We start from the raw sequence: 12,976 nt of genomic DNA on the forward strand, positions 1-12,976 counted from the left end.
ATCGTCCCGCTGCGCTATCCGAGCGCCGCCTTCCCGTCCGGCTTGCGCTGGAACCTGTAGAGCACGAAGCCCACCGCGAGCGCGACGGCCCCGGCGATGAGGTTCTCGCGCTCCGCGCTCAGCGCGAAGACGACGCACAGCGCCGCGGCGGCCAGGGGAATCACGGGCCCACCCGGGATGCGGAACGCGTTCTCGGGCGCCTGGAGCTTGCGGCGCAGCACGGGCACCGCCAGGGCCGTGCCGAAGTACGTGGCGAGCCGGGCCACCACGGAGAGCGTGGCGAGCACCTCGAACGAGCCGGAGAACGCCAGGGGCAGCGCGATGGCCGTCTGCGTGAGGATGGCGACCGCCGGTGTGCGGTAGCGCGGATGCAGTGAGGCGAGCGCGGCGGGGCCAAAGCCGTCCTGGGCCAGCGCATACAGGTAGCGCGGCCCGGCGAGCACGGTGTTGCTGTTGGTCCCCAGGATGGACAGCACCCCGCCCACCGTCATGAGGAGCCCACCCCATCCCCCGAGGAACCGCGCGGCCGCGTTGGCGAGCGGCGTCTGCGCGTCCGCGACCCCGGGCAACGTGCCCAGCGCCACCCACTGCACCGCCGTGTAGATGAGCGTGACCACGCCTATCTGCACGAAGAGCGCGAAGGGCACGTCGCGGCGTGGGTTCTTGAACTCACCCGCCGGCGCCGCCGTGTTCTCGAAGCCGGCATAGGCGAACAGCAGCAGCAGCACCGCGGACCCCAGGTTGCCTCCCTCCCTGGGCGCAACCGACGTCGCCAGCGGCACGGACACGAAGAAGAGGCCCACGGCGATGAACACCAGCAGGGGCACCGTCTTGGTGACGGCGAGGAACACCGCGGTGCGAGCGCCGCCCTTCACGCCCACGACGTTGACGGCGGTGAGCGCGAGCAGGGGCACGGCGATGGCCAGGCCCTGCCCCAGGCCCGAGTTCGCCGCGGGCCACAGGAAGCCCAGGGCGCGCGAGAAGCCGACGGACAACGAGGCCACGGACGAGACGCGCGCCAGCCACGTCATCCAGCCGACCTGGAACCCCACCCGTTCTCCAAAGGCTTCACGCGTGTAGAGATAGGCGCTGCCGGGCTTGTCGAAGTAGCTGGCCGCCTCCGCGAAGCAGAGCACGAGCAGCAACACCGCCAGCCCCGCGAGCACGACGGCGCCCGTGCTGGCAGAGCCCAGGTTCGCGGCGGCCGCCGCGGGCAGCAGGTAGACCCCGCTGCCGATGACGTCGTTGATGGAGAATCCGACGATCTCCCAGCGCGATACCGCGCGCCGCATGCCCAGCTCATGAGGAGGCGAATGGCTTCCGGTGGTCATGGACGGAAAGGAGCACAAATGCGGCGAATCCGCGAATTCGTGAGAGGCCGTGCTTCAGCACGAGCCCCACCGTGCCCGCCCCGGCGCGGGGCGGACGCGGTCCAGCTCCCCTCCCCCTCGCCGGACCACGAGCTGGACGCGCCCCGGCTTCCCTGCCCCCGAAACCCGCTACCGCGTCGTCGCGGCCCGGCGCGTCGGCGTCCGCGCCTTCGCGGTCCGGTGCGTCCGCGTCTTCATGGCCGACACGCGACGGGGCTTGTGCGCCCGCGCCTTCACCGGCCCCCGGCGCGCGTAGCCCGCGGGCCGCATCGCCTTCTTCGCCGTCACCGCCTTCGCCGTCACCGCCTTCTTGCGCGGCGCCGTGGCGCGGGCTGCCGGCCGCATCGCCTTCTTCGCCACGGGACGCTTGCGCATCGCGGGCCTCGCCTTGCGCATCGCGGGCCTCGCCTTGCGCATCGCGGGTCTCACCTTGCGCGCCGGTGCCTTCTCCATCCGGCCCAGCCGCGACTCGAAGCGCGTCAGCGCCGTGCGGAACAGCGCCGCCTTGCGCCGCGTATTCATGCTCCCGCCCATCACGCGGCTCCCCATGGGGACGCGCATGGCCTCGCGGCGCAGCCGGTGCGCCAGCTTCTCGTACTGGACCACCATGCCGCGCGCGCGCCGCACCATCCCCATCAGCTCGCGCCGCGACAGCTCCATCAGGTTGCGCGGCGCGCTGGCCAGCACCAGCCGCATCTCCCCCGCGTTCATCAACGCCGACCCCGTCTCCCGCATCTTGCGCATGTCCGCCCCTCCCTCGGGTTCGCCAAACAGTCGCAAGGTTTGGGGCCCCACCGGGTGACGGCAAGGCGGACACGGCCCGGGCCTGCTCCACCGCCCGTCCCCGCGGAACAGGTCCACTGTCCTGCACTCAGCCGGAGGCGCTCGCGGGCCGCGCATCCAGCAGCACCGCCAGCTTCTCCAACGCCAGCCGCGCGCGCGTCTTCACCGTGCCCAGCGGCTGGCCTGTCTTCTGGGCAATCTCACTCTGGGAGAGCCCGTCGAAGTACGCGAGCAGCACCACCTCGCGCTGCTCCGGCGGCAGTTGCTCCATCGCCGCGCGCACCCGCGCCTGGTCCTGCGCCGCGGACGCGGAGTCGTCCGGCGATGGCGGCGTCGCGCTCACCGGCGGCGGCTGCTGGGACACCCCCTCCACCATCCGCGACGCCGTGCCCAGCGAACGCAGCCGGTCGATGGCCCGCGTGCGCGCGATGGTCGTGACCCACGTCTCCAGTCCGCCGCGCGCCGGGTCGAACTCGCGCGCGCGCCGCCACACGTCCAGGAAGGTCTCCTGCAGCACCTCCTCCGCGTCCGCGCGCGTGGGCAACAGCCGCACCGCGATGGCGAACGCCCGCGCCGAACACCGCGCGTAGACACCCCGCATGGCCGCCGCGCTGCCGAGCGCCACCTGCTTCAGCAGGTCGCGGTCGGCCGACAGGTCACTCGCTTGCTGAGCAGCGGAGTCGGTAGGCGCCATGTTCGTCCCGGATACCGCAACCGGCGGGGCGGATCCCAGCTTCAACTATCGGAAGCCATCCACCCAGCACCTCGGGGTGGGCGGCCGCTCCCTCCGTTCCTAACGTTGACAGGCCAACGCGACCCGGCGGCCGCCATCCTCAATCCACCAGACCCGCACGATTGCCGCCTGGAGCCACTGACTCAGAGTCCTATAAGGGGCCGCCAGCCGATATGACCGAACGACTCGGAAGCGTGTTCATCGAGAACGTCCAGCCGGAGCTGGACGCGGGGCGCTACGCCATCAAGCGCGTCGCCGGAGAGAGCCTCACCGTCCGGGCGGACATCTTCAAGGAGGGCCACGACGTCCTCGTGGCCGTCGCCCGCTGGCGCCAGGTCACCCCCGCCGCCCAGAAGACGGACTGGGCGGAGGTCCCCCTCACCTTCAAGAACAACGACGCCTGGGAAGGCTCCATCCCCCTGGCGAACAACGGCCGCTACGAATTCACGATTGAAGCCTGGCCGGACCTCTTCCGCACCTGGGCGCACGAACTGAAGCGCAAGGTGGACGCCGGCCGCGACGTGAAGAGCGAGCTGCTGGAGGGCGCCGCGCTGCTGGAGGGCGCCGCCGCGCGCGCGAAGGGCAAGGCCGCGGAGGACCACCGGGTGCTCGCCGAGGCCGGGGCCCGCCTGCGCACGCCGCCCACGCCGGATCACCTCCTCGTCGCGCTGTCCCCCGACCTGGCGGACGCAGCGTCACGCCATCCGGACCGCTCGCTCGCTCGCAAGTACGACAAGGTGCTGGAGGTGTTCGCGGACCGGGAGAAGGCGCGCAACGCCGCCTGGTATGAATTCTTCCCGCGCTCGGCGAAGCGCGATGGCAAGACGCACGGCACCTTCAAGGACGCGCAGGGCTGGCTGCCCTACGTCCAGAAGCTCGGCTTCGACACCGTCTACCTGCCGCCCATCCACCCCATTGGCCGCACCGCGCGCAAGGGCAGGAACAACAGCCTGCGCGCGGAGCCCGGTGACGTGGGCAGCCCGTGGGCCATTGGCGCCGCGGAGGGCGGCCACAAGGCCGTGCACCCGGAGCTGGGCACGCTGGCGGACTTCCGCGCGTTCGTGGACGCGGCGAAGGCGCACGGCATCGAAGTGGCGCTGGACCTGGCCTTCCAGTGCTCGCCGGACCACCCGTACGTGAAGGAGCATCCGGAGTGGTTCCAGCACCGCCCGGACGGCACCATCAAGACGGCGGAGAACCCGCCCAAGCGCTACGAGGACATCGTCAACTTCGACTGGATGGGCCCCGCGCGGGACGCCCTCTGGAAGGAGCTCAAGTCCGTCGTGCTGCACTGGGTGGACAACGGCGTGCGGACCTTCCGCGTGGACAACCCGCACACCAAGCCCATGCAGTTCTGGCACTGGCTCATCCGCGAGGTGCAGGACCTGCACCCGGACGTGCTCTTCCTGTCGGAGGCCTTCACCCGCCCCAAGGTGATGAAGGCCCTGGGCAAGGTGGGCTTCACCCAGTCGTACACGTACTTCACCTGGCGCCTCTTCAAGGACGAGCTGCGCTCGTACCTGGAGGAGATCACCAGCCCGCCCGTGTCGGACTACTTCCGCGGCAACCTCTGGCCCAACACGCCGGACATCCTCCCGGAGAACCTCCAGAACGCGGGCCCCGGCGCCTTCCGCCTGCGCGTCGCGCTGGCCGCCACGCTGTCGTCGGTCTGGGGCATGTACTCCGGCTACGAGCTGTGCGAGGGCCGTCCGGTGCCGGGCAAGGAGGAGTACCTGGACTCGGAGAAGTACCAGCTGGTCGCGTGGGACTGGGACCGGCCGGGCAACATCTCCGAGTGGATTGGCAAGCTCAACGCCGTCCGCAAGGCGCACCCCGCGCTCCAGCAGTACCAGGGCCTGCGCTTCTTCGAGTCCGACAACGACCGCGTCATCTTCTACGGCAAGCGTTCACCGGATGGCCTCAGCACGGTGCTGGTGGCGGTGAGCCTGGATCCGTACGCGCCGCAGGAAGCGCTGCTCCACGTGCCCATGCAGTGGCTGGGCGTCAACGCGGAGGAGACCTATCAGGTGCATGAGCTGATGGCCGACCAGCGCTCGCTGTGGCAGGGCCCGGACGTGCAGGTGCGCCTGACGCCTGAACAGCCCGCGGCCATCTGGGCCGTGTACCGCTACCGCCGCACCGAACACGCGTTCGACTACTTCGAGTGACCCCATCCGAGAGGCGTATGGACCTGGATCCGCTTTGGTACAAAAAAGCGCTCATCTACGAGCTGCACATCCGCGCATTCCACGACTCCAACGGGGACGGCCACGGGGACATCCCGGGCCTGATTGAGAAGCTGCCGTACCTCCAGGACCTGGGCGTGGACTGCCTGTGGCTCCTGCCGCACTACCCGTCGCCGCTGCGCGACGACGGCTATGACATCGCGGACTACTACGGCATCCACCCGGACTACGGCACGCTGGCGGACTTCCAGCGGCTGGTGGAGGAGGCGCACAAGCGCGGGCTGCGCATCATCATCGAGTTGGTCGTCAACCACACCAGCGACCAGCACCCCTGGTTCCAGGAGGCGCGCCGGGACCCCAAGAGCCCCAAGCGCAACTGGTACGTCTGGAGCGACACGGACGAGTCCTACAAGGGCGCGCGCATCATCTTCACGGACACGGAGCGCTCCAACTGGACGTGGGATCCGGTGGCCAAGCAGTACTTCTGGCACCGCTTCTTCAGCCACCAGCCGGACCTGAACTACGACAACCCCGAAGTGCAGGAGGCCATGCTGGACGTCATGCGCTTCTGGCTCAACATGGGCGTGGACGGGTTCCGCTGCGACGCCGTGCCCTACCTCTTCGAGCGCGAGGGCACCAACTGCGAGAACCTCCCGGAGACGCACGCGTTCTTGAAGCGCCTGCGAAAGACCATCGACTCCGAGTACCAGGGCAAGGTGCTGCTCGCGGAGGCCAACCAGTGGCCCGCCGACGTGCGCGTGTACTTCGGCGAGGGCGACGAGTTCCACATGGGCTTCCACTTCCCGGTGATGCCCCGCCTGTTCATGGCGGTGCGCCGCGAGGACCGCACGCCCATCGTGGAAATCATGCAGCAGACGCCGGACATCCCGGAGTCCTGCCAGTGGGCCATCTTCCTGCGCAACCACGATGAACTGACGCTGGAGATGGTGACGGACGAGGACCGGGACTACATGTACCGGGAGTACGCCACCGACCCGCGCATGCGCATCAACCTGGGCATCCGCCGCCGGCTGGCGCCGCTGATGGACAACGGCCGCCGGCGCATCGAGCTGATGCACAGCCTGCTGTTCACCCTGCCCGGCACGCCGGTCCTCTACTACGGGGACGAGATTGGCATGGGCGACAACATCTACCTGGGCGACCGCAACGGCGTGCGCACGCCCATGCAGTGGACCGGCGACCGCAACGCGGGCTTCAGCCGCGCGGACTACGCGCGCCTCTTCGCGCCCGTCATCGCGGACCCCGTCTACGGCTACCAGTCCATCAACGTGGAGGCCCAGGACCGGCAGAAGTCCAGCCTGCTCCAGTGGGTGAAGCGGATGATCCGCATCCGCCAGCGCTACCCCGTGTTCGCCATGGGGACGCTGAAGTTCCTCGCCACGGAGAACCGCAAGGTGCTGGCCTTCGTGCGCGAATGGGAAGGCCAGACGGTGCTCGTCGTGTGCAACCTGTCGCGCTTCGCGCAGCCGGGCGTGCTGGACCTGCGCGAGTTCGCGGGCAGCATCCCCGTGGAATTGATTGGAGAGACCGCGTTCCCCCGCATCAGCGACCTGCCCTATCAGCTGTCGATGGGGCCCTACATGTTCCTGTGGTTCCGGTTGGACAAGCCGCTGCAGGCGAAGGAGTAACCCGCGTGACGCCCCTGGACCTGACCAAGCTGCCAGACTTCCTCAGAGCCCAACGTTGGTTCGCCGGCAAGGCGTGGCCCATCAAGAGCGTCAGCGTGGCGGACCACGTGACCATGGAGCTGGGCACGTGTTCCTTCACCCTGGCCATCATCGAAGTCGCCTATGAGCTGGGCCAGCCAGAGCGCTACCAGCTCCAGGCCCGGCAGACGCCGGACGGGCTGGTCAGCGCCCTGGAGGACGACGACTGCGTGCGCGCCGTCTTCAACCTGGCCCGCGAGGGCCGGGTGGTGTCGTCCGGCTCCGGCCGCGTCGTGGGGGAGTGGATCGCCTCCACCGACAGCGGCGTGGCGCTGCCGGAGCCGCTCAGCGTGCGCCGGCTCAACGTGGAGCAGAGCAACACGTCGCTGGTGCTGGGCGAGCGGGTCATCATCAAGGTCATCCGCAAGCTGGAGGCCGGCGTGAACCCCGAGTACGAGGTGGGCCGCTTCCTCGCGACGAAGACGGACTTCCGCGCGACGCCGCAGCTGGTGGGCGCGCTGAACCTGGAGGGGCCCGCGGGCGCGACGCTCGCGGTGGCGCACCGCTTCGTGCCGGACGCCGTGGACGGCTGGAAGTACACGCTGGAGCGGCTGCGCCAGGAGAAGGCGCTGAGCGAGCGCTTCCTCGGGGAGATGCGGGAGCTGGGCGCGCGCCTGGGAGAACTGCACAAGGCCTTCGCCTCCGCGGGGCCGGACGACCTGGCGTTCTCCCCGGAGCCGCTGCTCCAGGAGGACCTGCAGCGCTGGAGCGCGTCCATCGTGGGCGAACTGGGCGTGACGCTGGCGGACGCCGGGCGGCTGCACGCGGACCTGGAGGGCCGGCGCGAGGGGCTCATCGCGTACGCGAAGCGGCTGGCGCACGTGGCGCCCTCCGGCCAGAAGATCCGCATCCACGGCGACCTGCACCTGGGCCAGGTGCTGCGCTCGCAGGACCAGTGGCTCTTCTTCGACTTCGAGGGCGAGCCGTCCCGCTCCTTCACCGCGCGCCGGGAGAAGTACAGCGCGCTGCGCGACGTGGCGGGGATGATCCGCTCCTTCGACTACGCGGAGGCCACGGTGGCGCTGGAGGGCGGCCAGCCGCGCGGGCGCGTGGGCCCCACCCGCGACGCGTTCCTGGAGGGCTACCGCCAGGCGACGCGCGGGGCGCCCTTCCTGCCCGACAGTGACGAAGCCTTCGACGTGATGCTGCGCGCCTTCGAGCTGGAGAAGTTGTTGTACGAGGTGCGCTACGAACTCGCCAACCGGCCGGACTGGGTGCGCATCCCCGTCGAGGCCCTGTTGCGGATGGAGGATGCCCAGTGAGGAAGCCGGCGGACAGAGCACAGGTGGACGCGGAGCTGCAACGCGTGGTGGAGCTGCGCCACCCGGAACCCCACTCCATGCTGGGCGTGCATCCGGACGGCGACGCGGTGGTGGTGCGTGCCTACCGCCCGGAGGCCGTGGCCATCCACGTCCTGCCGGAGTTCGGGGGCAAGGTGCCCATGGTGCACCGCACCGGCGGCGTCTTCGAGGCGCGCATCAACGGCCGCACGGAGCCCTTCGGCTACCTGCTGGAGGTGGAGTACCCGGGCAAGAAGGTCTTCACGCTGCGCGACCCGTACAGCTTCCTGCCCACCATCGGGGAGATGGACCTGTACTTCGCCGGCGAGGGCCGCCACGAGCGGCTCTGGGAGCGCATGGGCGCGCACCTCATCCACCACAACGGCGTGAAGGGCACGTCGTTCGCGGTGTGGGCCCCCACCGCCCGGGGCGTGTCCGTGGTGGGCGACTTCAACGGCTGGGACGGGCGCCTGCACGCCATGCGGCGCATGGGCTCCTCCGGCATCTGGGAGCTGTTCGTCCCGGAGGTCGGCGAGGGCACGCGCTACAAGTTCGAGATCCGCCCCGGCCACGGCGGGGGCGCGCTGCTCAAGGCGGACCCCTTCGCCTTCCGCACGGAGACGCCGCCCGCCACCGCGTCGGTGGTGCATGACCTGCAGCGCTACGCGTGGGGCGACAGCGCGTGGTTGGAGGCGCGCGAGAAGCATGTGGACGCGGCCCACCACCCGTGGAGCGTCTACGAGGTGCACCTGGGCAGCTGGCGCCGCGTGGTGGAGGACGGCGACCGGCCCATGACGTATCGCGAGCTGGCGCCGGAGCTGTCGCGCTACGTGAAGGAGACGGGCTTCACGCACGTGGAGCTCTTGCCCGTGTCGGAGCACCCCTACGGCGGCTCCTGGGGCTACCAGGTGGGCGGCTACTACGCGCCCACGTCGCGCTTCGGGCACCCGGACGACTTCCGCTACCTGGTGGACTACCTGCACCAGGAGGGCATCGGCATCATCGTGGACTGGGTGCCGGGCCACTTCCCGCGCGACAGCCACGCGCTGGGCAACTTCGACGGCACGTCCCTCTACGAGCACGCGGACCCGCGCAAGGGCGCGCAGCCGGACTGGGGCACGCTCGTCTTCAACTTCGGCCGCAACGAGGTGCGCAACTTCCTCATCGCCAACGCGCTGTTCTGGCTGGAGGAGTACCACATCGACGGGCTGCGCGTGGACGCCGTGGCCTCCATGCTCTACCTGGACTACAGCCGCAAGCAGGGCGAGTGGATCCCCAACCGCTGGGGCGGCCGCGAGAACGAGGAGGCCATCCAGTTCCTGCGCGAGCTCAACGACACCATCCGCCGCAAGCACCCGGGCGTGGTGGTCATCGCGGAGGAGTCCACCGCGTGGCCCAAGGTGAGCCAGCCCGTCAGCGAGGGCGGCCTGGGCTTCCACTTCAAGTGGAACATGGGCTGGATGCACGACACGCTGTCGTACTTCTCCAAGGACGCCGTCTACCGGCAGTACCACCACAACCAGCTCACCTTCGGCCTGCTGTACGCGTTCAGCGAGCACTTCATGCTGCCGCTCAGCCACGACGAGGTGGTGCACGGCAAGGGCAGCCTCTACGGGCGCATGCCGGGCGATGAATGGCAGAAGCGGGCCAACCTGCGCGCGCTGTTCGCGTGGATGTGGGCCCACCCGGGCAAGAAGCTGCTCTTCATGGGCGGCGAGTTCGGCCAGCCGGCGGAGTGGAACCACGACAAGAGCCTGGACTGGCACCTGCTCCACGACCCGGGCCACAAGGGCATCCAGAAGCTGGTGGGCGACCTCAACCGCATCTACCGCGACCTGCCCGCGCTCTACGACTCCGACAGCGAGCCGGTGGGCTTCCAGTGGCTGCAGCCGGACGCCTCCGCGGCGAACGTGCTGGCCTTCGTGCGCCGCTCGCGCACGCCCGGCCGTCACGTCGTGTGCGTGGCCAACCTGTCGCCGGTGCCGCGCGAGGACTATCGCGTGGGCTTCCCGCTCCACGGCCGTTACGTGGAGCTGGTCAACACCGACGCCGGGGAGTACGGCGGCAGCGGCCTGGGCAACCGGGGCCAGGTGCACACGGAGGCGACGGGCTGGGACGGCCAGCCGGCGTCCGCGGTGCTCACCCTGCCCCCGCTGTCGGTGGTGTGGTTCACGCCGGGGTAGCGCCCCGGCCTCACCGGAAGGACCTCGGGCATGGCGGCGAAGCGGAAGCTGGGAGCGACGGGGCTGGAGGTGTTCCCGCTGTGTCTGGGCGGGAACGTCTTCGGCTGGACGGCGGACGAGGCGACCTCGTTCGCCGTGCTCGACGCCTTCGTGGAGGGCGGCGGCGACTTCGTGGACACCGCGGACGTGTACTCGCGGTGGGTCCCCGGCCACGTGGGTGGCGAGTCGGAGACGGTGCTGGGGAAGTGGATCGCCTCGCGCAAGGCGAAGGACCGCCTGGTGGTGGCCACGAAGGTCGGCGCGGAGACGGCGCTGGGCAAGGGCCTCACGCGCGAGCACATCGAGAAGAGCGTGGACGCGTCCCTGCGCCGCCTGGGCGTGGAGCGCATCGACCTGTACTACTCGCACTACGACGACCCGAACACGCCCCTGGAGGAGACGCTCCGCGCCTTCGACGCGCTGGTGAAGGCGGGCAAGGTGAAGGCGCTGGGCCTGAGCAACCACTCGGCGCAGCGCGCGCAGGAGGCGCTGGACACGCAGCAGCGGTTGGGGCTCAAGCGCTACCAGGTGCTTCAACCGGAGTACAACCTGGTGGAGCGCTCGAAGTTCGAGGGCGCGCTTCAGCAGGTGTGTGAGCGCGAGGGCCTCGCCGTGGCGCCCTACTTCGGACTGGCCGCGGGCTTCCTCACCGGCAAGTACCAGGAGGGGCAGCCGGCGCCGGCCTCACCGCGCGCGGGCAACGTGCTCAAGAAGTACGGCAACGCGAAGGGCTGGGGCGTCGTCGCCGCGCTGAAGAAGGTGGCGGAGCGCCGGGGGGCCACGCCGTCTCAGGTGGCGCTCGCGTGGCTTGCGACGCGGCCCACGGTGGCGGCCCCCATCGCCAGCGCCACGTCCGTCACGCAGGTGAAGGAGCTGCTCGGGGCCTTCTCCCTGAAGCTGGAGGCGGACGACCTGCGTGAGCTGGACAGCGCGTCTATGTTTCATCCGTGACGAGCACGGTCTTCAGCTGCGCCAGGATGGGCTCCGGCACGTCGATGAAGGACAGGCCGACCTCGAAGCGGGCCACGGCGTCCTTGGGGAGCTTGATGGCCCAGACGATGCGCGCCGTGCATTCCAGCGAGCTGCCGTCAGGGAGGAACAACTCCAGATCCAACCGCGAGCCCACGTCCTGCGGCTCGTCGGAGTAGATGCGCGCGCCCCCGAGGCTGACGTCGAGCACCTGCTTCTTGTCGCCCACCTTCATTCGCGCGGGACGCGAGTAGAGGGGCGCGTGAATCCTTGGGAAGGCGCGGCGATCAATGTGAGAGGTCATCTGGAGTGTCACGATCTGCCATCCTAGCGTGACTGTCACGAAAGGGCATATCGCCCTCCCAGGCGAGGAGGAGACCCGTGGGGTCGGACCACCTCCTCCGTGGGTTCAGGTCCACCCTACCCTTGAGGGCCGCCTGGCACCTCGAGCCCCGGCGCATCCCGCGCCAGCTCGTCGCAGATGAGCGCCTGGATGCGGAAGGCCAGCCGTGCCTCCTGGACCACCTCCTGGGCCTCGCCCTCCGTCAGCGGCACCTCGTCCAGGCGGGCCGTCAGCCGCGCCTGGAAGGCGGGCAGTTCTCCGGCGGACACCGCGTTGTAGAAGGCCATGCCCCGGCCGTTCTCCAGCTCGAACGCGCGAGCGATGAGCCCGGAGCGCTGGGGCGCGGTGAAGAGGTCCTGCACGCAGCGCGACCAGGCATGGGCGATGAGCAGGTGCGGGGCCTCCGCCGCCACCTCGCGGATGCGCTCGGCGTGCAGCCGCGTCTCCGCGCAGGCGAAGGGCTTCGTGCGCGTGTCGCCGCAGAACCCGTCCAGGTCCGCCACCAGCGCGGAGGCCCGCCGCAGCTCCGGCAGCCGCAGCACCCGGGTGAGCGGGCCGTCCTTCAGCGCCGGCAGCACGGACTCCAGCGCCTCGTAGACGACGTGCAGCTGGCGCAGGTGGTTCACGTAGTGTCGGGCCCGCACGAACTGGCCGTAGACGCCGCCGTTCCACGAGCCGTGGAAGAGCGCCTCCAGGAAGGGGGACTGCTCCACCTGGCGCCGCGCCATCCCCGTCCCCTCCTCCAGCCGCGACGACAGCCGCTGCGTGGACGGAAGGTCCCCGGTGGCCGCGGACGGCAGGCGCCGATCCCTCGCGGAGCGCTCGAAGCCACCCCAGCGGAGGGTTCCCCGGAGGCTCACTGCTTCCACCCGCCGCCAGGCGCCCCGTGGGCGGCGGTGGGGGCCTGCGGCTCGGACGCGTCTGCCTCGTGCGCGGGCGGCGCCTCCAACTGCTGGATGGCCTCCACCAGGGTGTGGCCCAGCGCGCGCAGGACGTCCTCCTCCAGACGAAGCGTGACCGGCCCCACCGCCAGGTGGATGTGCCCACAGCTGCACCGCGTCACCTCCGCGCACGGGCCTCGCGCCAGCACCGCCCTGCAGCATCCCTGACCGAGCATCGCGATCTCCATTTGATTTTGATTATCGAAATCAAATTCATGAGGCCACAACACCCGTCCGCCGTCAAGCCCGGTCCACGCCGTTCTGTTCCGGAGCCCCAAACACAGACATGAAGCATCAAATAAACACAAACAACATCAATTACATATCAATGACTGCCTTTGACTGTTTCAATGTTTCACGCCCTGCCAATCCACTGTCTTTCCGTTCATGTAGGCATGAGGCCTTGCTCGCCCGGCGAAACT

11 protein-coding genes are annotated in these 12,976 nt (G+C 69.8%); 5 read left to right on the plus strand and 6 right to left on the minus strand.

The window, feature by feature from the left end:
* Positions 1-14: 14 nt before the first annotated feature.
* The 3 genes from AABA78_RS17070 to AABA78_RS17080 all read right to left on the minus strand — a co-directional run bounded on the left by AABA78_RS17070 (position 15) and on the right by AABA78_RS17080 (position 2,847).
* The gene (locus AABA78_RS17070) at positions 15-1,292 is read right to left on the minus strand and encodes an APC family permease (protein ID WP_338264099.1); all 1,278 of its coding nucleotides are present in this window, start codon (positions 1,290-1,292) and stop codon (positions 15-17) included.
* A gap of 207 nt (positions 1,293-1,499) precedes the next feature.
* Positions 1,500-2,114, minus strand: coding sequence for a hypothetical protein (locus AABA78_RS17075; protein ID WP_171418879.1), 615 nt, complete (start codon positions 2,112-2,114; stop codon positions 1,500-1,502).
* A 127-nt stretch (positions 2,115-2,241) separates the two neighbouring features.
* The gene (locus AABA78_RS17080; RefSeq protein WP_338264100.1) at positions 2,242-2,847 is read right to left on the minus strand and encodes a sigma-70 family RNA polymerase sigma factor; all 606 of its coding nucleotides are present in this window, start codon (positions 2,845-2,847) and stop codon (positions 2,242-2,244) included.
* Between the two features lie 212 nt (positions 2,848-3,059).
* Between AABA78_RS17080 and AABA78_RS17085 the strand changes: the two genes are divergently transcribed.
* The 5 genes from AABA78_RS17085 to AABA78_RS17105 are packed head-to-tail and all read left to right on the plus strand — an operon-like array spanning position 3,060 to position 11,252.
* Positions 3,060-5,054 carry an alpha-1,4-glucan--maltose-1-phosphate maltosyltransferase gene (locus tag AABA78_RS17085; protein ID WP_338264101.1) on the plus strand — a complete coding sequence of 665 codons (1,995 nt, stop codon included), beginning with the start codon at positions 3,060-3,062 and terminating at the stop codon, positions 5,052-5,054.
* 17 nt (positions 5,055-5,071) lie between these two features.
* The gene (treS, locus tag AABA78_RS17090; RefSeq protein WP_338264102.1) at positions 5,072-6,721 is read left to right on the plus strand and encodes a maltose alpha-D-glucosyltransferase; all 1,650 of its coding nucleotides are present in this window, start codon (positions 5,072-5,074) and stop codon (positions 6,719-6,721) included.
* A 5-nt stretch (positions 6,722-6,726) separates the two neighbouring features.
* The gene (locus AABA78_RS17095; RefSeq protein ID WP_338264103.1) at positions 6,727-8,061 is read left to right on the plus strand and encodes a phosphotransferase; all 1,335 of its coding nucleotides are present in this window, start codon (positions 6,727-6,729) and stop codon (positions 8,059-8,061) included.
* Complete coding sequence (gene glgB / locus AABA78_RS17100) at positions 8,058-10,262, plus strand: 1,4-alpha-glucan branching protein GlgB (RefSeq protein ID WP_171418890.1); 2,205 nt, start codon at positions 8,058-8,060, stop codon at positions 10,260-10,262. Before AABA78_RS17095 ends, glgB begins: the two co-directional genes overlap by 4 nt.
* Positions 10,263-10,292: 30 nt before the next feature.
* Complete coding sequence (locus tag AABA78_RS17105; RefSeq protein ID WP_338264104.1) at positions 10,293-11,252, plus strand: aldo/keto reductase; 960 nt, start codon at positions 10,293-10,295, stop codon at positions 11,250-11,252.
* Here AABA78_RS17105 and AABA78_RS17110 read toward each other — a convergent pair.
* The 3 genes from AABA78_RS17110 to AABA78_RS17120 all read right to left on the minus strand — a co-directional run bounded on the left by AABA78_RS17110 (position 11,236) and on the right by AABA78_RS17120 (position 12,730).
* On the minus strand, positions 11,236-11,574 hold the full coding sequence (locus AABA78_RS17110; RefSeq protein ID WP_338264302.1) for a PilZ domain-containing protein: 339 nt from the start codon (positions 11,572-11,574) through the stop codon (positions 11,236-11,238). The two genes, AABA78_RS17105 and AABA78_RS17110, sit on opposite strands and share 17 nt — an antisense overlap.
* Positions 11,575-11,690: 116 nt before the next feature.
* Entirely contained in the window at positions 11,691-12,473 is a 783-nt protein-coding gene (locus AABA78_RS17115) for a biliverdin-producing heme oxygenase (RefSeq protein WP_338264105.1), read from the minus strand.
* Entirely contained in the window at positions 12,470-12,730 is a 261-nt protein-coding gene (locus tag AABA78_RS17120) for a hypothetical protein (protein WP_338264106.1), read from the minus strand. The genes AABA78_RS17115 and AABA78_RS17120 overlap by 4 nt, the downstream gene beginning before the upstream one ends.
* Between the last annotated feature and the right edge of the window lie 246 nt (positions 12,731-12,976).

The sequence above is a fragment of the Corallococcus caeni genome (assembly GCF_036245865.1).
Lineage (GTDB): Bacteria > Myxococcota > Myxococcia > Myxococcales > Myxococcaceae > Corallococcus > Corallococcus caeni.